The organism is Psychromonas algicola, from assembly GCF_004378355.1.
Taxonomy (GTDB): domain Bacteria; phylum Pseudomonadota; class Gammaproteobacteria; order Enterobacterales; family Psychromonadaceae; genus Psychromonas.
In genome coordinates this window covers 44,127-61,615 of sequence record NZ_SNUB01000021.1, presented here as the reverse complement: position 1 = coordinate 61,615, position 17,489 = coordinate 44,127, and the positions used below count along the sequence as shown (strand labels likewise).

General features: G+C 38.2%; 17 protein-coding genes and 3 tRNA genes. 4 read left to right on the top strand and 16 right to left on the bottom strand.

Annotated features, from left to right (window positions below):
* Positions 1 to 36: 36 nt before the first annotated feature.
* From E2R67_RS11340 to dnaQ, 5 genes are all read right to left on the bottom strand, one after another.
* A tRNA-Asp gene (locus E2R67_RS11340) sits at positions 37 to 113 on the bottom strand.
* A gap of 187 nt (positions 114 to 300) precedes the next feature.
* A tRNA-Asp gene (locus tag E2R67_RS11335) sits at positions 301 to 377 on the bottom strand.
* 59 nt (positions 378 to 436) lie between these two features.
* Positions 437 to 513 (bottom strand) — tRNA-Asp (locus E2R67_RS11330).
* 116 nt (positions 514 to 629) lie between these two features.
* On the bottom strand, positions 630 to 1,922 hold the full coding sequence (locus tag E2R67_RS11325; RefSeq protein WP_134291069.1) for a hypothetical protein: 1,293 nt from the start codon (positions 1,920 to 1,922) through the stop codon (positions 630 to 632).
* Positions 1,913 to 2,629 (bottom strand): DNA polymerase III subunit epsilon, encoded by a 717-nt coding sequence (gene dnaQ, locus E2R67_RS11320; protein ID WP_134291068.1) that lies wholly within the window; start codon positions 2,627 to 2,629, stop codon positions 1,913 to 1,915. The genes E2R67_RS11325 and dnaQ overlap by 10 nt, the downstream gene beginning before the upstream one ends.
* An 80-nt stretch (positions 2,630 to 2,709) precedes the next feature.
* Between dnaQ and rnhA the strand changes: the two genes are divergently transcribed.
* Entirely contained in the window at positions 2,710 to 3,171 is a 462-nt protein-coding gene (rnhA, locus tag E2R67_RS11315) for a ribonuclease HI (RefSeq protein WP_134291067.1), read from the top strand.
* Positions 3,172 to 3,177: 6 nt separating this feature from the next.
* Here the strand turns inward: rnhA and E2R67_RS11310 are convergent, their stop codons facing one another.
* Positions 3,178 to 3,918: a class I SAM-dependent methyltransferase gene (locus tag E2R67_RS11310; RefSeq protein WP_134291066.1), complete on the bottom strand. Its 741-nt coding sequence runs from the start codon at positions 3,916 to 3,918 to the stop codon at positions 3,178 to 3,180.
* Between the two features lie 37 nt (positions 3,919 to 3,955).
* Here E2R67_RS11310 and gloB point away from each other — a divergent pair, with 37 nt between their 5' ends.
* Positions 3,956 to 4,723 (top strand): hydroxyacylglutathione hydrolase, encoded by a 768-nt coding sequence (gloB, locus tag E2R67_RS11305; protein WP_134291065.1) that lies wholly within the window; start codon positions 3,956 to 3,958, stop codon positions 4,721 to 4,723.
* A 56-nt stretch (positions 4,724 to 4,779) separates the two neighbouring features.
* Positions 4,780 to 6,381, top strand: coding sequence for a LysM peptidoglycan-binding domain-containing protein (locus E2R67_RS11300; RefSeq protein ID WP_134291064.1), 1,602 nt, complete (start codon positions 4,780 to 4,782; stop codon positions 6,379 to 6,381).
* Between the two features lie 52 nt (positions 6,382 to 6,433).
* Here E2R67_RS11300 and E2R67_RS11295 read toward each other — a convergent pair whose 3' ends face one another.
* From E2R67_RS11295 to E2R67_RS11250, 10 genes are all read right to left on the bottom strand, one after another.
* The gene (locus tag E2R67_RS11295; protein WP_134291063.1) at positions 6,434 to 6,952 is read right to left on the bottom strand and encodes a hypothetical protein; all 519 of its coding nucleotides are present in this window, start codon (positions 6,950 to 6,952) and stop codon (positions 6,434 to 6,436) included.
* Positions 6,953 to 7,007: 55 nt separating this feature from the next.
* Complete coding sequence (locus E2R67_RS11290) at positions 7,008 to 7,631, bottom strand: tetratricopeptide repeat protein (RefSeq protein WP_134291062.1); 624 nt, start codon at positions 7,629 to 7,631, stop codon at positions 7,008 to 7,010.
* 120 nt (positions 7,632 to 7,751) lie between these two features.
* Complete coding sequence (locus E2R67_RS11285) at positions 7,752 to 8,516, bottom strand: phosphoadenylyl-sulfate reductase (RefSeq protein WP_134291061.1); 765 nt, start codon at positions 8,514 to 8,516, stop codon at positions 7,752 to 7,754.
* The gene (gene cysI, locus E2R67_RS11280; RefSeq protein WP_134291060.1) at positions 8,509 to 10,260 is read right to left on the bottom strand and encodes an assimilatory sulfite reductase (NADPH) hemoprotein subunit; all 1,752 of its coding nucleotides are present in this window, start codon (positions 10,258 to 10,260) and stop codon (positions 8,509 to 8,511) included. The genes E2R67_RS11285 and cysI overlap by 8 nt, the downstream gene beginning before the upstream one ends.
* Positions 10,260 to 12,059, bottom strand: coding sequence for an assimilatory sulfite reductase (NADPH) flavoprotein subunit (locus E2R67_RS11275; protein WP_134291059.1), 1,800 nt, complete (start codon positions 12,057 to 12,059; stop codon positions 10,260 to 10,262). Before E2R67_RS11275 ends, cysI begins: the two co-directional genes overlap by 1 nt.
* Positions 12,060 to 12,302: 243 nt before the next feature.
* Positions 12,303 to 12,923 carry a porin family protein gene (locus E2R67_RS11270; RefSeq protein WP_134291058.1) on the bottom strand — a complete coding sequence of 207 codons (621 nt, stop codon included), beginning with the start codon at positions 12,921 to 12,923 and terminating at the stop codon, positions 12,303 to 12,305.
* Between the two features lie 18 nt (positions 12,924 to 12,941).
* Positions 12,942 to 13,388 (bottom strand): copper chaperone PCu(A)C, encoded by a 447-nt coding sequence (locus E2R67_RS11265; RefSeq protein ID WP_134291057.1) that lies wholly within the window; start codon positions 13,386 to 13,388, stop codon positions 12,942 to 12,944.
* A complete protein-coding gene (locus tag E2R67_RS11260) occupies positions 13,385 to 13,594 on the bottom strand; it encodes a hypothetical protein (protein ID WP_134291056.1) in 210 nt (69 codons plus the stop codon). Before E2R67_RS11260 ends, E2R67_RS11265 begins: the two co-directional genes overlap by 4 nt.
* Positions 13,595 to 13,671: 77 nt before the next feature.
* Positions 13,672 to 14,172, bottom strand: coding sequence for an acetolactate synthase small subunit (gene ilvN, locus E2R67_RS11255; RefSeq protein ID WP_134291055.1), 501 nt, complete (start codon positions 14,170 to 14,172; stop codon positions 13,672 to 13,674).
* Positions 14,165 to 15,889, bottom strand: a complete 1,725-nt coding sequence (locus E2R67_RS11250) for an acetolactate synthase 3 large subunit (RefSeq protein WP_134291054.1) — start codon at positions 15,887 to 15,889, stop codon at positions 14,165 to 14,167. The genes ilvN and E2R67_RS11250 overlap by 8 nt, the downstream gene beginning before the upstream one ends.
* Positions 15,890 to 16,390: 501 nt before the next feature.
* Between E2R67_RS11250 and prfB the strand changes: the two genes are divergently transcribed.
* A protein-coding gene (prfB, locus tag E2R67_RS11245) for a peptide chain release factor 2 (RefSeq protein ID WP_134291053.1) occupies positions 16,391 to 17,489 on the top strand; the annotation gives its coding sequence in 2 pieces (ribosomal slippage) (positions 16,391 to 16,465 and positions 16,467 to 17,489; 1,098 coding nt in all).

Genomic DNA, 17,489 nt, shown 5'->3' with positions numbered 1-17,489 from the left:
TTTTATCGTCTTTATGAATTGACGTTAACACACTGTTGGCGGAGTGGACGGGACTCGAACCCGCGACCCCCGGCGTGACAGGCCGGTATTCTAACCAACTGAACTACCACTCCACGAGTGTATTACAGTTTTATCACTTGTCGGTTTATAACCGCCGGCGTGACAGGCCGCTTATGTTAAGCAGAAAGCCTAACCAACTGAACTACCACTTTATGTGAGTATTACAGCTTTATTCACTTTAGTTTAGACTAGGTGTAAATAACCTAGTTGATGATTAGTAACATTTGCAAGCAAATGAGTTGGCGGAGTGGACGGGACTCGAACCCGCGACCCCCGGCGTGACAGGCCGGTATTCTAACCAACTGAACTACCACTCCACGTGATAATCATCAGTTCAACGAATTCTTTTGCTAGAAATAGTCACCAATACAAGTATTGGCGGAGTGGACGGGACTCGAACCCGCGACCCCCGGCGTGACAGGCCGGTATTCTAACCAACTGAACTACCACTCCAGCAAAAGTCAACATTACATAATATGCAACTTCGTTGAGGCGCAGATAATACGGAGTTGCACCTACTGAGTCAATAACGAAAAACAAAAAAAACGTATTATTTACAAGTAACAGTGTTAACTGCTTATTTTATCATCATTAGCTTCAACATTTTCATCTGGTATATCAATTGAAGTTGGTTGAAGCTCATCCACAGTTAACTCATCTAGTGATAATCCATCATCTGTTGCTAGTCTTTTTTGCTTTCTTTTTATTAGGAAAAGAGCGGCGACTACGATTAATGAGATCAATATTACTAAGCCAATTAACCATAAAACTAAATAAAAGTATTGTTCTTGTCTTTTTTCGTGTTCAATTTTAAGTGCGGCTGCTCTAGCTAGCTCTGCTTCTTCATCTGTTTCGTCTGGTACATAAGGCGCTAATAATTCAAAAGTTCGTTCAGGTAGCTGTAAAATGATTTCCCTTCCGGTTTTCGTTGTCGCGTAGGCCTTTGCTGTGTAGGTGTAAAGATCGTGCTCTAAAGGGATCTTAATAGTAAAAATACTATTTTGTTGGTCGTGCTCTGCTAAATGAATGATCGACTGCTTGGTATTATTTTGATTGTAGCTTTTTATTAAACCATCAATGGTAACTGACATTGGGTCTATTTCTGCTTCATCTATTATAAAGGTGAATTTTACAAAAGCTGCGTTATGTTCCAATTGCTCAGTGTTAAAGCTAATCGGTGACGGAAAAACCACCACATCTTGATTATAAGCACGTACAAATATGTCGTTTCTAGTTCCCACGCTAAACGAGTACCGTCCAGGTATCAGGTTGATAAACATGTCTGCTGTCAATTCACCGTCAAAGGGAAGTATGTCGTAATTCTGTCCATCATCTTTGTATAAAGAAATAAGTTTTTTAGCTTTTCCGATTAATGAAACGGTTAATTTTGCATTTTTTAAGAAGTTTTTATCAGTAATAACTTCGTCATCTTCTATTAAAGAAACCTTGGTTGTTAAATATTCATCTCGATAAATACGAACAGGAAAACGATCCACTTTTAGCGTGATTGGATTTAATAATTGAATACGATTTTCGCCGTTTAATTTTGCAACGGCTTGCCATGGCCCTGGAATAGGTTGTTGTATCGTGATGATGTCTTGATCTCGTGTTTTTAGCCAAGAAACATTTTTAGGGTGACGCTCTGCATACCATTTACTACCATCTGGTTTTATTATCACCACTTTTTGTGAATTATTAGGGTGATTTAATATAATGGTGACTTCTTCTGTATTAGGATCGATTCTAAATCGATTGTCCAATAGCGGAATATCATTGGGTTGATAGATGATATTCGCCATTACATTGATACTTAACAGCATCAATGTGAATAATGTTATACAATTTTTATGGATTAGCGCCACAAGCAACTCCCTGATTTTGCAACTAAATCTAAACGTGATTCATGTGCATTTAATTCTTCTTGATCGGCGTGGATCACCGGTAAAGGAGCTAAATTTTGACGTGCACGTCGACCCGTATTGTTTTGCCCTGATTCATTATTAGCTAAATTTAAATCTTTTTGTCCACCTGACATCAATAAATAAACGTCTGCTAATATTTCAGCATCCAATAAAGCACCATGTAAAACACGGTGTTTATTATCTATTCCATAACGGTCACACAGCACATCAAGATTGTTCCGTTTACCTGGGAACATTTTTTTAGCCATCTCTAATGTATCGGTCACTGTTGACATTTCTTCAGTGGTTTGTGTTTTTTTATTTAGAAAACGGAATTCTTGATCCATGAAGCCAACATCAAAGGGCGCATTATGGATCACTAAATCAGCTCCTTTGATAAAATCGATAAAGTCATCTGCAATATCAGCGAAGCGGGGTTTATCATATAAAAATTCGTCAGTAATACCATGAACTGCCATTGCTTCAGGATCGATTGGCATATCAGGTTGAATATAAACGTGATAATGACGCCCCGTTAAACGACGATTTATCACTTCAACGCAACCAATTTCAATAATTCGATGTCCTACATAAATGAGTCCATCTTTGTTCATGCCCGTCGTTTCAGTATCTAATACTACTTGTCGAGTTAGTTTGCTTGTGTTCATAGACATCTCTATTTATAGTGGTTTCACGTTTTAAGCTAAATTTTTATTTTATAGTCTAACAAATTTATGTGATGGGAATAATGAAAAAAATCCAACTTTATACCGATGGCTCGTGCCTCGGCAATCCTGGCCCAGGTGGTTATGGCGCTATTTTAGTATTTAATAACAAGCGACGAGAGCTATCAGGTGGTTATGCTAAAACGACTAATAATAGAATGGAGATGCTCGCTTGTGTTAAAGGATTAGAAGCATTAACTGAAATTTGTGAAGTTGATGTTACCACAGACAGCCAATATGTCCGTAAAGGGATCACTGAATGGATACATAATTGGAAAAAACGTGGATGGAAAACCGCTGCAAAAGCACCCGTTAAAAATGTTGATTTGTGGAAAGCATTAGATGCAGCACAAGAAAAACATAAAGTAACTTGGCATTGGGTAAAAGGCCATTCAGGTCATCCTGAAAATGAACGTTGTGATGATTTAGCACGCGAAGCTGCAGAAGCCAAGCCTACACAAGTTGATCAAGGCTTTGAGGGGTAAAATCTATTATTGCTGGTGGAGTTTTTTACCATGTGATTGTTTGGTAGCAACTGGACCATGTCTGGAAATCCTTCTTCGGAATTCAAAACCAGATTTTACAGGTGTCATCGGCGTAGATTGTTTTTTAGCTTCAATAAAATAAACGCTACAGAAAAAAGATAAATAACGTTGGCCAATGCTTTCTATTAATTTGGCTAAACGACCTTTAGGTTGAGGTGAAATATAATCAAAATGTTGTTTTTGTTTAATTTCAAAGCCTAATAAGTGTAGCCAATCAACAACGCGGTTCGGCGAAAATAATCGTGCAGTGTGCACATCTTTTGGCGTTAATAGCGATTTAAAACCAAACAGGCTGTAAGGGTTGTAGCCACTGATAATCAGTATGCCATCTAGGGTTAAGACGCGTTCTATTTCGCGTAGTAACTGGTGCGGGTCACTAGAAAAATCCAATTCATGGACTAAGATACAAGCATCAATGGTCGAGTCTTGAAAGGGTAAGTGGTTTAAATCACTTCGAATGCCAATATCATTGCCGCTTTCTGCACAATTTATTTGGTGTTTGATAGGACATACATTAGTTTTTAACTGTGTACTTAATTGTCCAAGTTTTAATAAATGATATCCAAAACAATGTCTTATTGCGTTGTTAACAAGGTGTTGAGTCTGTTTTTGTAAATATTGACCTTCACTTAATTGTAACCAATCTGTAATTGGAGTTAAGATACGTGACGTTTTTGCTATTTTCATGTGCCTTCTCCGAAGTATTTAAAAGTTGAGATAGATTATGTTTAGTGTTTTAACCATTCCAGCATTCGATGACAACTATATTTGGCTTATCAAAGATAGTCAAAGCCAAGGATGTATTGTTGTTGACCCTGGCGATGCAACTCCCGTTTTAGCTATTTTAGCGTCTCAGAAATTAACACTTGAAGCGATACTTATTACACATCATCACCATGATCATACGGGTGGAGTTAAAGGTTTATTAGCGGCTAACCCTGAGTGCCAAGTTTTTGGTAAAAATGCATTGTTTGATAATGTGAATTTAGTTGATGAAGGAGACTCGCTTCACTTCTTTGATAACAGATTAACATTTAATGTTTGGCAGGTCGCTGCTCATACATTAGATCATATTGCTTATTTTAATGATCAAATGCTTTTTTGTGGCGATACTCTGTTTTCTGCTGGATGTGGCCGTGTTTTTGAAGGCACGCATGAACAAATGCATACTGCGTTATCTCGATTAGCGAGTTTACCGCCAGAAACTAAAGTCTACTGTGCGCACGAATATACACAAAATAACCTTGTTTTTGCTTTGCATGTTGACCCAAACAATTCGGCATTAATTGCTTATGTTAAAGAAGTTGCTAAATTACGTCAGCAGGGGTTGCCTTCGATTCCAACAACAATCAAAAATGAAATTGCTATCAATCCCTTTTTAAGATCTTCTGATGAACAATTAACCAATAACTTACAAAATTTATTGGCGAAGCCTATTACCAAGGGAATGCAGTGTTTTAAAGAATTACGCGTTTATAAGGATAATTTTTGATTGATTTCATAAAAAAGAATAGAATGTGCGGCTTACTTTTTACAAATGGTCGTACTATGAAATTGCTTTCGTCTTTGTTTTTGATTTTATCTTTGACAGCCTGTCAAAGCATTATGCCTCAAACAACTGAAATTCAAGAAGTTTCAGAAGTGCCTGAAGAAATTTTAATTTCAGATGAGCTCTTAGTCGACGAAGAAGAAGGTCTAATTCACCTTGTTGAAGAAGAAGTTATCAGTGAGCCTGAACAGGAAATCCCTAAAGGCTATGACAATTTATGGCTTAAATTAGCAAATGAATTTACCTTTGAAGTGCCAGATAACGCTCGAATTATCAAACAACGTAACTATTACTTACGTCACCCTAATTATTTAAAGAAAGTATCAAAACGCGCAGAACCATTTTTATGGTTGATCGTAGAGCAAATCGAACAAGGAAATATGCCATTAGAGTTAGCGTTATTTCCTGTCGTAGAAAGTACATTTGATCCCTTTGCTTTTTCCCCTGTAGGTGCCTCTGGTTTATGGCAATTTATGCCAAAGTCAGGCGCACGTTTCGGTTTACATCAAGACTGGTGGTATGACGGTCGTCGAGATGTTTATGCCGCGACGCGTGGTGCGCTTAACTATATGCAATTCTTACATGGTTACTTAGATGAAGACTGGTTATATGCCTTTGCGGCTTATAACTCAGGAGAAGGGCGAGTAAGACGAGCAATTAATAAAAATAAAAAACATAAAAAACCTTTAGATTATTGGAGCTTGAGCTTACCTAAAGAAACAGAAAACTATGTACCTAAGCTTTTAGCGCTGATTGATATTTTGCGTAACCATGAAAAATATGGCGTTGAACTACCTTATATCCCGAATAAAAAGGTACTAAGTTATGTTGATATTGGTTCGCAAATTGACCTCGCTTATGCGGCTGAATTGGCCGATTTAACCGTTGCTGAAATTCAATTGATCAATCCTGCTTTTAATCATTGGGCAACGTCACCATCTGGTCCACATAAGCTTTTAATCCCAACTGTGTCAGCTGATCAATTCTCTGAAAAACTAGCGAATGCTGATAAAGATAAGCGCATTCAATGGGATCGTTACACTGTTAAATCCGGTGATAGTTTAAGTGTGATTGCTCAGAAACACGAAACAACTACCAGTGTTTTAAGACAGATTAACGATTTAGATGGCTCTTTTATTAAAATTGGACAACCTCTTTTAATCCCTATAGCAAGTAAATCTCAGCAGCAATATTTATACAGCCAAGCAAAACGTTTTGAACGTCAGGAATCTAAATATGGCGTCGGTAAAAAGAAAGTTGTCTACACCGTTGTCGAAGGCGATACACTTTGGGATATTAGCCGTGCTTACAAAGTGACATCAAAGCAAATTGCAAAGTGGAATGGTTTTCAACCTAAGAAAACGTTGCGTCTAGGCCAGAAATTAACGATTTGGAAAACAGCACGTGTTGTTAAAACCAACGTAACCACTCGTCGAGTGACTTATCACGTTCGAACGGGGGATTCCTTGGCTCGTATCGCTAGTAAATTTAACGTTAAAACCGCTGATCTAGTACGTTGGAATGATTTAGAAAACACAAAATACATTAAACCTGGACAGAAAATTAAAGTTTACGTTGATGTATTAAAATCTCGGACTTAATAGAGAAATTTTACTTCGGCTTTTTAGTTAGTTTTGTCGAGTGTAAGTCTTTTTACTCTTTAAATTCTTCAGGTAAAACCACTGTTAACTTAATACCAGCGTGTTTGTAGAGCTGCACAATTTTCTCTATGTTATAAGCAACATTATCTGACTCTCTGATATTTTCAATCCCAATTATATAGCCTAAGTCAAGCATTCCTGCATCTTCTGCTGGATGAAAGTATATAATATAAGACCTATGACTGTGATTATCCTTTTGTGTATGCTCCACCACTTTAATATTATCATTCTCAGACATCGGAGTGCTCTTTGAATAAGTATAAAATATATGTTTGTTAGATGTTGACCAGCTCTTTGTATCCAAATCAAATGTGAGTTGTGGTTTACGCTTAATTAACCATAATGCAATTATGCCAGTGATAAAAGCTGTTGGTGGAATACTCAAACTGAGTAGAAAACCAATAAAAATAAACCAGCCAAAGACTTTAGTGATACTAGTGAGGTTAATTACAACTTTATTTTTAGTTACTTGCCAGGATTTAAAGTAATTAAGGCTCATGGTATCTTCCATTAGTTATCTGTTTTTAAGTCTCAGTAAATATTGTTAGGTTGGGTCGTTTATATTTTTAATTATTGTCTGGTTTTTGTGCTCGCTGAATCACGTATTCTGGCATGTTTTTACTTAAGTTAGCTAATAACACTTTTGCCTTTTGCTTTGTTTGTGAGTTTGAGATGACATTATTATAAAGCACTCTGTAGGCATCTTCATAATCATGTGGGCTACCATAACCTTCATTTAATAATGTGATGTAACTAATTTGTGCCTGTAAGTGACCTTGTAAAGCAGCTTCTCTAAAATAGGTAAGGGCTCTGTGCTTATCTTCAAAAACTAAGATACCTTTATTGTAATAGCGGCCTAGTTGCTCAAGGGCAGCCAGTAAACCTTGCTCTGCAGCTTGGTTTATATAATACATTCCTAATTTTGCATCACGCTCAACACAAACGCCCCAAGCAAGCATATCGCCCCAAAGGAAAACGTAAGAGGGTTCTTGGACTTTTAAGGCATGGGCTTCAATATCTTGAACTAACTGACACTCATCGGCCTTTACGCGCTGTAGATGCTGGTTCTTGCTTATTAAAAGGTTAAGTTCATCTTGAGTATAAACCTGTATCACTTCGTATTCTTCAGCGATCGCATTGATATTACTTAATAAACTAAATGCTAATAGTGTTTGTATTATCTTTTTCATAAATAAACCCTTGATGTAGATATTAAGTTATCGGCAGAAATTTGCTTTTCTTAAACAAAAAATGAGCAAAAAAAAGCCTCTAATGAATTAGAGGCTAGTATAGTTCGGTAAGATGGTAAATTAAATACCGCTACCTTGTTCTTCAATAGGATCTTCATGTAATCCACATTCACGTTTAAGCCCGAAGAAACGTGTTTCTTCTTCACTCATTCCCACTTCAAGTGGACGTGATGTTTGCACATCTCCTACAGAAACATAACCTTGTTCCCATAAAGGGTGGTAGCTTAACCCATTCTCTTCAAGGTAATAATGTACGTCTTTATTACTCCAATCGATGATAGGTAAAAACTTAAAGCAGCCATTTTGTAGACTTAAAACAGGTAGATCGCCACGACTTGAAGATTGTGAACGACGCAATCCAGAGAACCATGTTTTGGCATTTAATTCCTTTAATGCACGTTTCATTGGCTCTACTTTATTGATCAAGTTGTACTGTGTTAACCCATCAACGCCTTGCTCCCATAATTTTCCATAGCGTGCTTCTTGCCATGCAGCGCTGTGCTCTGCGCTATAAATTTTTAGGTTCAAGTTAAGTTGTTTAGTTAAGTCATCAATAAACTGATAGGTTTCAGGGAATAAATACCCTGTATCAGTCAAAATAATCGGTGTATCTGCTTTTACTGTGGTGATTAAATGTAAACACACAGCCGCTTGAATACCAAAGCTTGATGACAATACAAATTCACTTTCTAAGTTCTCGACAGCCCATTGAACACGTTCTAATGCAGTCATTGTTTCCAATGATGCATTAATTTCTGTCAGCGCAGCAGTTTGCTCCGCCTTAGAAAGTGTTAATAAATGAGCAAGATCTAACTTATTAGGCATGGAAATCCCTAGCTGAAATGACGACTTCAGCAACAATACCTGCGCGGATAACAAAATCACCGAAAGCTTCACCTTCGTTACGTTCTGCTGACCAACGAGCGCTTAATGCATCTATTTCGGCTAAAATTGTGGCTTCATCAACATTCTCTTTATAGATTTTAGGTACACGCGTACCGGCTAAATCTGCACCTAGGTACATGTTGTATTTGCCTGGACCTTTACCGACTAGGCCGATTTCTGCCAACATCGCGCGACCACAACCGTTTGGACAACCCGTCACACGTAGAATGATACTTTCGCCAGCTAAATTGTTCTTTTCTAGAATCGCTTCAACATCATCAACAAGACCTGGTAAATAACGCTCTGCTTCAGCCATGGCTAATGGACAAGTAGGGAAAGCAACACAAGCCATTGAACTCATACGTTGGTTCGATACTTTATCGCTAATTAAGCCGTGTTCACGTGCGATTTTTTCGATTGTCGCTTTGTTTTTAGGATCAACGCCAGCAACAATTAAGTTTTGGTTTGCTGTTAAACGGAAATCACCTTCGTGAATTTTAGCGATTTCTCGCATACCTGTTTTTAGCTGCTTACCTGCAAATTTATCGGCAGGGAAGTCAAGAATACGACCGTTTTCGATAAATAACGTTAAGTGCTCTTTACCATCAATCCCTTTTACCCAACCAAAGCTATCGCCACGGTGTGTAAATTTATACGGACGAGAATCTTCAAATTTAATACCGGCACGCGCTTCAACTTCTTCGCGGAATGCATGTGCTCCTACACGGTCTAATGTGTATTTAGTTTTAGCATTTTTACGGTTAACGCGGTTACCCCAGTCACGCTGTGTCGTTACAACAGCGGCAGCGATGTCTAATGCTTTCTCTTTAGGAATAAAACCAAAGTCATCAGCACAACGTGGGTAAGTGGCATTATCACCATGCGTCATGGCTAAGCCACCACCCACAAGTACGTTAAAACCAATTAATTTACCGTCTTCACTAATGGCAACAAAGTTTAAATCGTTAGCATGAAGATCGATGTCGTTATTTGGTGGAATAACAACCGTTGTTTTAAATTTACGCGGTAAGTAATTACTACCTAAAATTGGCTCAATCACTTCATCTTCAGTAGTTTCAACACGTTCTTCGTCTAGCCAAATTTCAGCGTAAGCACGTGTTTTTGGTAGTAAGTGTTCACTTAGTTTCGTTGCCCACTCGTAAGCTTCTTGATGCAGTTCAGACTCAACTGGGTTAGAAGTACAAAGTACGTTACGGTTAACATCACCCGCTGTTGCAATTGAATCAAGACCCACACTATTCAGTGTTTGGTGCATTAATTTAATGTTTGGCTTTAATACGCCGTGAAACTGGAACGTTTGACGCGTCGTTAAACGGATGCTGCCGTAAGATGTGTAATCATCTGCAAACTTGTCAATTGCTAACCATTGCTCAGTATTAATAATACCGCCAGGTAAACGCGCTCTTAACATTACGTTGTGTAATGGTTCGAGTTTTTGCTTTTGACGCTCAGCACGAATATCGCGATCATCTTGTTGATACATACCGTGAGTACGAATCAATTGGAAGTTATCTGCTGTGAAACCACCTGTCATACGATCTTGAAGATCTTCTAAAATAGTACCGCGCAGATAATCACTCTCAGCTTTTAAGCGCTCATTGTCGGCGTGTTTACCTTCAACAATCAGTACAGGGTTTTCAACTTTTGGTAAATCGTTGCTCATTAGTAAACATCCTTCTGGTAACGCTTGTTAGATCTAAGTGACTTTAAGTAGTCTTCTGCTTGTTCTGTGTTTAATTGACCGTGCTCAGCAATAATGTCTAATAAAGTTTGGTGAACATCTTTTGCCATACGGTTTGCATCGCCACAAATGTATAAGTGTGCACCACGCTCTAACCATGCAAACACTTCGCTAGCGTTTTCTTTTAAACGGTCTTGTACGTAAATTTTTTCAGCTTGGTCGCGCGAGAAAGCCACGTCCATTTTCGTTAATAAGCCCGATTTTAAGTAATTCTGCCATTCAACTTGATATAAGAAGTCTTGTGTAAAGGTTTGGTCACCAAAGAACATCCAGTTATCACCTGTTGCGTCACGTGCTTCACGCTCTTGCATGAATGCTCTAAACGGCGCAACACCAGTACCAGGACCAATCATAATAACGGGAGTGTCATCTGACGCAGGTAGACGGAAGTTATCGTTATGCTCAACAAACACGCGTACTTTTTGACCTTCTTCTAAGCGGCTCGCTAAGAAACCAGAAGCGCCACCAGTGCGTGTTTTATCGTTAGCGTCATAGCTAACAACACCAACGGTTAAATGTACTTCTTCTTCAACTTCCGCTTGTGCAGAAGCGATTGAATATAAGCGCGGTGTAATTTTACGTAATGCGTCAACGAATGTTTGTGCGTCGACATCGGCTTTGGCTTGGTTAACGACATCAATAATTTGATGGTTACCCGAAAATTCACGAGCTGTGTTTTTATCACTCGCAATCGCTTTTAATTTATCGTCACCAGACTTTTCTGCCCAGAATTCAACAAATGAAGGCGCTGTTTGGGTAATTTCTAGTTGCGTCAATAAAGCTTCTTTTACGCTAAACTCTTTGCTTTCACCTGAAATGGTTAAATTGACTTTTTGATCGGCGTTGTAACCTAATTCTGCAATGAGTTCATCAACCAACGCTTCATCGTTTTCAAACCAAACACCTAATGCATCACCTGTTTGATAAGTTAACCCTGAGTCACCTAAATCAATTTCGATGTGGCGAACATCCTTCGCTGAATCACGCCCGGTAATTTTTTGGCTTAAAGAAAATTCAGCCGCATAAGGGTTTTGTTTAGAGTACTGACTTGTTGAACTTGCAACAGTCACACCTGCAGCTGGCGCTGCTGTTGTTGCTTGTGTCATGTCATCTTTTAAGGTTGCCACAACACTTGCGATCCAAGCTTCACTGTCGCTTTCATAATCGACGTCACAATCCACGCGAGGGGCTAATTGATTCGCGCCTAAGGCTTTTAAACGCTCGTCAAAATCTTTACCTGTTTGGCAGAAGAATTCGTAACTACTGTCACCTAACGCTAATACGCTATATTTTAGTTCAGGTAATTTAGGGGCTTTTTTGCCTAATAAGAATTCGTGGAATTCAATCGCATCATCTGGAGCTTCACCTTCACCATTAGTACTTGCAACCATTAATAGGTGAGTTTCATTCTTTAATGCTTTTGCTTTGTAGTCAGCGGTGTTTTTAAGCACGACGTTAAGACCCGCTGCTTTTGCGCTCTCAGCAAGTTTACTTGCAACGCCTTTCGCGTTACCTGTTTGCGATGCGTAAAGAATAGTTAACGTTTGACCTGCACTTTGCGTAGGCGCTTGTGCTGTTACGGGGCCTTGGCTTACGCCTGCTAGATAACCACTAACCCATGCAGTTTGTACTGCATCTAGACCAGCCGTTGCTTGTTGCAATTGAGCCAATTGAGACTCAGATAAAGGCGATGTTAAAGCCGATAAATTGTTAAGTGCCATGAAGTCATTTCCACTATTTCATTAAGATAAGCGGAGTTTACGCGACCTTTTTCATGTGACAAAAGATTAAAAGCTAATCTTTTATAACTAAATGGCATTTAAAAGGTGTGGTTAATAACCATTATCATTTATAAGAAGAGAAAGGTGTTTTTGAAGTGGAGGTAATATGGCACCTTATTGATTAACTTTATTCATCCGATGGTCTGGTAAGAAGTTATTTTACAAGATGCCTTTAGGCTCGTGTTAGAAGAGTGTTTTTACACCAATGAATAACCCTTCGCTAATACGGTCGGTTGAAGCGTTATCAAATTTAACGGTTTGTGAATAATAGCCTGCTCTTACTGCTACTTTAAGTAATATGTTGCGAGGAATAAAACGGTAAGCAACCCCAATTTCAGTTTGCGATGAACCATCGTTAACCAATGAACCTTGTACGACTTCACCGAATACATTCATTTGAGTATTAGGGATAAAAAAGCGACCTGAAAAATAAGTTTGCGGAATCGAAGCGTTGTCATCTGCTGTTTTTATATTGGTGTAAGCAATACCAGCATCCGCTTCAATAAAGCCGTTGTCATAGAATCGGTAATATAAAATGGTATTGGTCGCTGAATTACCATCGCTATTACCATTTAAAAATGCAGTTTTAAACTTTAGGTTCGGCACCATCGGGATATAGTTTTCAAATGCGATATAACCAGAAAGATGATTGGTATCAGTTTCATTAAAGTCACTACTCATGGTGCGAAAATCAACGCCCACATAAACATCAATGGGTTCAGAACTTCCATTAATATTATCAGCCATGCTCGCCATGCTGATACTGATAGTTACAAAAGCTGTTAATATCTTTTTTATCATCATAAAAGTTTCCTTTATAGATTAATGATGCATTGTCTTATGTGACATACTTATTTTTTGTACGGGTGCATCAATATTGACTTCATTACCGTTGTCAAAATATAGCGTAATGTTAACATTTTGGCCTTCTTTTAAGTCATTTTTTAAGCCTAAGAACATAACATGGTAGCCACCAGGTTGTAATGTTACCTTGCTATTTGCATTAATAACCACTTCTTTTACTTGGCGCATTTTCATCAGGCCATCTTCTTTAATATGGTTATGTAATTCAACACGATCAGCAATATCGCTGCTCGCTGCAATTAACTTAACAACTTTATTGCTATGATTTGAAATACTTAAAAATGCGGCACTATTTTTTGCATGAGGCGGTGTCGCTCGCACATATTGTCCACTTACCATGAGTTCACTCGCCATACTATTTACAGAGAATATTAATGAAAATAGTAAAATAAATAACGATTTCATGACTTATCCTTATTGTATTGAAAGAAGTAGTAATAGATAAGATAAGCTAACAATATCCAAAATCCAAACTTAAATATAAAAGATAAGGTGCTTATCAAAATAAAACTAAGGATCATAATTGCAGCAATGACCATTAAGCTCATTACTGAAACGCCAAACATAAACAGTACAAAAGCAGACATCAATAAAGCAAATAGTTCGAACATTTTATTCTCCTATAAATAAAAAATGCAAAGCTCAGGTTACCAAACTTTGCATTAATAGTGATTACGACATGATAATTTTAGCCACGCAGTGCTTTATCACCACGAGCAATACCACAAACACCCGATCTTACTACTTCGACTATTTCGCTAGTTTCATCCATAGTTGCAACAAATGCATCTAATTTTGAACCTGAGCCAGTAAGCTGAATCGTGTAAAGGGATTGTGTGATATCAACAATTTGACCACGGTAAATATCACAAGTACGTTTTACTTCTTGGCGTGTTTCCGCATTAGTAGTACGTACTTTTAATAGTAATAATTCACGCTCAACATGCGCACCTTCAGTCAGTTCTGATACGCGTAAAACATCAACTAGTTTATGTAGTTGCTTCATCATCTGTTCAAGCGTTGCTTTGCAATCTACTTCCGTTGTAATTGTCATTCTTGATAAAGTGACATCGTTAGTAGGTGAAACTGTTAATGATTCAATGTTATAACTGCGTTGAGCAAATAAACCAACAACACGTGCCAGTGCACCTGCTTCATTTTCTAATAATACTGAAATAATACTACGCATCAGTTCTCTCCGTTTTACTCAGGTACATATCTTCCATACTGCCAAACTTAACTTGCATTGGGTAAACGTGCTCTTCAGGATCTATCGCTACGTCAACAAATACAACGCGCTCTTTTAATTCAAAAGCACGTACTAATGCAGGTTCAAGTTCGTCAATAGTATCGACCTTAATACCAATATGGTTATAAGCTTCAGATAACTTAACAAAATCTGGCACACTATCCATATAAGAGTGAGACTGACGGCCACCGTAAAACATTTTTTGCCATTGTTTTACCATACCTAACGAGCGGTTATTTAATAATAAGATAACCACTGGAATGTTGTATTGCATACAAGTTGATAGTTCTTGAATATTCATTTGAATAGAACCATCACCGGTTACACAAACAACAGGGCGATCTGGGTGCGCTATCTTACAACCCATTGCCGCAGGTAAACCAAAGCCCATTGTGCCAGCGCCACCAGAGTTAATCCATTGGCGAGGCTCTTTAAATGGATAGTATTGCGCAGCAACCATTTGATGTTGGCCAACATCAGATGTCACAATCGCATCACCTTTAGTCACTTTATATAAACACTCAATAACTTGTTGCGGTTTAATATGCGTATCAGAAGTTTTGTAAGCAAGGCAATCTTTAGCGCGCCATTCATTAATCTGATCCCACCAAGCATTGATGCTTTCACTGTCATTGGTGGCTTTAGTTTCTTCCATCAGATCTAACATCTGCTGTAATACCACTTCAACACTACCTACAATCGGCAAGTCTGCATGGATATTTTTTGAAATCGAAGTTGGGTCAATATCAATATGCATGATTTTTGCGTTTGGACAGAACTTCTCTACATTATTGGTTACGCGATCATCAAAACGTGCACCACAAGCAAAAATCAAATCTGCATTATGCATTGATTTATTGGCTTCATAAGTTCCGTGCATGCCTAGCATACCGATGAATTGTTTGTGCTCACCTGGGAACGCACCTAAACCCATTAATGTATTGGTTACAGGTAAGTTTAATTTTTCAGCTAACGCTAATACTTGCTCTGATGCATTAGCAATAATGGCACCACCACCTACATATAAAACAGGTTTTTTAGCACTTGTTAATGCAGTCACCGCACGTTTTATTTGCCCTTTATGCCCACTTAACGTTGGGTTATATGAACGTAAACTGACACTTTCAGGGTATTCATAAGGGAATTTGTTTAACGGGTTTTGTACATCTTTTGGCAAGTCGATAACCACAGGGCCAGGTCGACCTGTTGATGCAATGTAAAATGCTTTTTTAATCGCAATTGGAATTTCTTCAGCGGTACGACATGAAAAACTGTGTTTTACAACTGGGCGAGAAACACCAATCATATCAGTTTCTTGGAAGGCATCGTCACCAATCCAGAATGTCGGTACTTGACCTGATAAAACAACAAGAGGGATGGAATCCATGTAAGCCGTTGCAATACCTGTAATACAGTTTGTTGCACCTGGACCCGCTGTTACTAATACACAGCCTACTTTGCCAGTTGAACGAGAATAAGCATCTGCCATGTGTACTGCAGCTTGCTCGTGGCGTACTAGATAATGCTCAATTTTATCAGATTGAAAAATCGCATCGTAAATATCTAAAACTGAACCGCCTGGGTAGCCAAAGATATGTTCTATACCTTCGTCCTGTAGAGAGCGCACAACCATTTCTGCGCCTGAGAGCATTTCCATAATTTGTATCCTTATACAATCGGTTAATTGCGTCGTTTTCTATCTGTATCGGATAGAAGCGAACCTTTGTGTAAAACGAGCTTTTAACTTTACGTTATTGAAAATAAAATGCACCCCTAAAAGATTAAAAAAAACGCTTTTTTTAGTACTTATTTATCACTTATCTCATTTTTAATGAACGAAGTGCCTCTAAACACCTATTTCAATGTTGGCTGCTATTTTAAATGAGCATTTTTAAGCACGAGTAAAAACAAAATTATGATGACTTTTGTTGATGATATTTACTTTAAATAAACAGACAGACAATGAAGAAAAAAGGCTTCTGAATCTCGAATTACCCTTGAAAAAGCACTCCTTATTTTGTTTAAAAACAATAAAGACATGTAAAGCCGTTATTTTTACACTAGATCCAATGAATAATTGCAAATGCTCTCTATTTATTTGGTTGATAATTGGTTAAAATTCGCCTCCTTTTTATGAATAAACAAATAGCGAGTCTTGATGTTTGAAGTAAATCCAATTCTGAATCAACTTAAAGATCTAACTGAGCGCGCAGAAATGCTTAGGGGGTATCTTTGACTATGATGCAAAAGTTGAACGACTTGAAGAAGTAAGTCGAGAGCTTGAATCGCCAGAAGTATGGAATAATCCAGAACACGCGCAAGCATTAGGTAAAGAGCGTAGTAGCCTTGAGTTAGTAGTAAAAACAATTGATGCCTTAACAGAAGGCACAGAAGAAATTGAAATGCTGCTTGAGATGGCGGTCGAAGAAAGCGATCAAGATAGTTTTGATGAAGCGATCAAAGAAGCCAATGATCTTGAAAAACAATTAGAAGTATTAGAATTTCGTCGTATGTTTTCAGGACAACAGGACGCTTGTTCTTGTTATCTTGATATTCAATCTGGCTCAGGCGGTACTGAAGCGCAAGATTGGGCCAATATGCTATTACGTATGTATTTACGTTGGGGTGAAGCAAACGGTTATAAAACCGAATTAATGGAAGCGACACCGGGCGATGTCGCTGGCATTAAAGGCGCAACGATTCGTTTTAGTGGTGAATATGCTTACGGTTGGTTACGTACTGAAACAGGCGTGCATCGTTTAGTGCGTAAATCGCCGTTTGATTCATCAGGTAAACGCCATACCTCATTTGCTTCTGCGTTTATTTATCCAGAAATAGATGACAATATTGATATTCAAATTAACCCTGCTGATTTACGTATCGATGTGTATCGTGCATCAGGTGCTGGTGGACAGCACGTTAATACAACAGAATCAGCGGTACGTATTACTCACGTACCAACCAATATTGTGGTGCAGTGTCAAAATGACCGCTCACAACATAAGAATAAAGATCAAGCAATGAAGCAGCTTCGTGCAAAACTTTACGAGCATGAATTGCAGCTACAAAATGCTGAAAAACAGATTAATGAAGACGGAAAATCAGATATTGGATGGGGGAGTCAAATACGCTCCTATGTTTTAGATGATTCTCGTATCAAAGATCTAAGAACTGGTGTTGAAAACCGCAATACACAAACAGTATTAGACGGTGATTTAAACAAGTTTATTGAAGCGAGCCTGAAGTCAGGCTTATAA

Bases quoted from the DNA above. Each gene is read 5' to 3' on its own strand.
- dnaQ (WP_134291068.1), bottom strand. From the start codon at position 2,629: ATGAACACAAGCAAACTAACTCGACAAGTAGTATTAGATACTGAAACG.
- rnhA (WP_134291067.1), top strand. From the start codon at position 2,710: ATGAAAAAAATCCAACTTTATACCGATGGCTCGTGCCTCGGCAATCCT.
- E2R67_RS11310 (WP_134291066.1), bottom strand. From the start codon at position 3,918: ATGAAAATAGCAAAAACGTCACGTATCTTAACTCCAATTACAGATTGG.
- gloB (WP_134291065.1), top strand. From the start codon at position 3,956: ATGTTTAGTGTTTTAACCATTCCAGCATTCGATGACAACTATATTTGG.
- E2R67_RS11300 (WP_134291064.1), top strand. From the start codon at position 4,780: ATGAAATTGCTTTCGTCTTTGTTTTTGATTTTATCTTTGACAGCCTGT.
- E2R67_RS11295 (WP_134291063.1), bottom strand. From the start codon at position 6,952: ATGGAAGATACCATGAGCCTTAATTACTTTAAATCCTGGCAAGTAACT.
- E2R67_RS11290 (WP_134291062.1), bottom strand. From the start codon at position 7,631: ATGAAAAAGATAATACAAACACTATTAGCATTTAGTTTATTAAGTAAT.
- E2R67_RS11285 (WP_134291061.1), bottom strand. From the start codon at position 8,516: ATGCCTAATAAGTTAGATCTTGCTCATTTATTAACACTTTCTAAGGCG.
- cysI (WP_134291060.1), bottom strand. From the start codon at position 10,260: ATGAGCAACGATTTACCAAAAGTTGAAAACCCTGTACTGATTGTTGAA.
- E2R67_RS11275 (WP_134291059.1), bottom strand. From the start codon at position 12,059: ATGGCACTTAACAATTTATCGGCTTTAACATCGCCTTTATCTGAGTCT.
- E2R67_RS11270 (WP_134291058.1), bottom strand. From the start codon at position 12,923: ATGATGATAAAAAAGATATTAACAGCTTTTGTAACTATCAGTATCAGC.
- E2R67_RS11265 (WP_134291057.1), bottom strand. From the start codon at position 13,388: ATGAAATCGTTATTTATTTTACTATTTTCATTAATATTCTCTGTAAAT.
- E2R67_RS11260 (WP_134291056.1), bottom strand. From the start codon at position 13,594: ATGTTCGAACTATTTGCTTTATTGATGTCTGCTTTTGTACTGTTTATG.
- ilvN (WP_134291055.1), bottom strand. From the start codon at position 14,172: ATGCGTAGTATTATTTCAGTATTATTAGAAAATGAAGCAGGTGCACTG.
- E2R67_RS11250 (WP_134291054.1), bottom strand. From the start codon at position 15,889: ATGGAAATGCTCTCAGGCGCAGAAATGGTTGTGCGCTCTCTACAGGAC.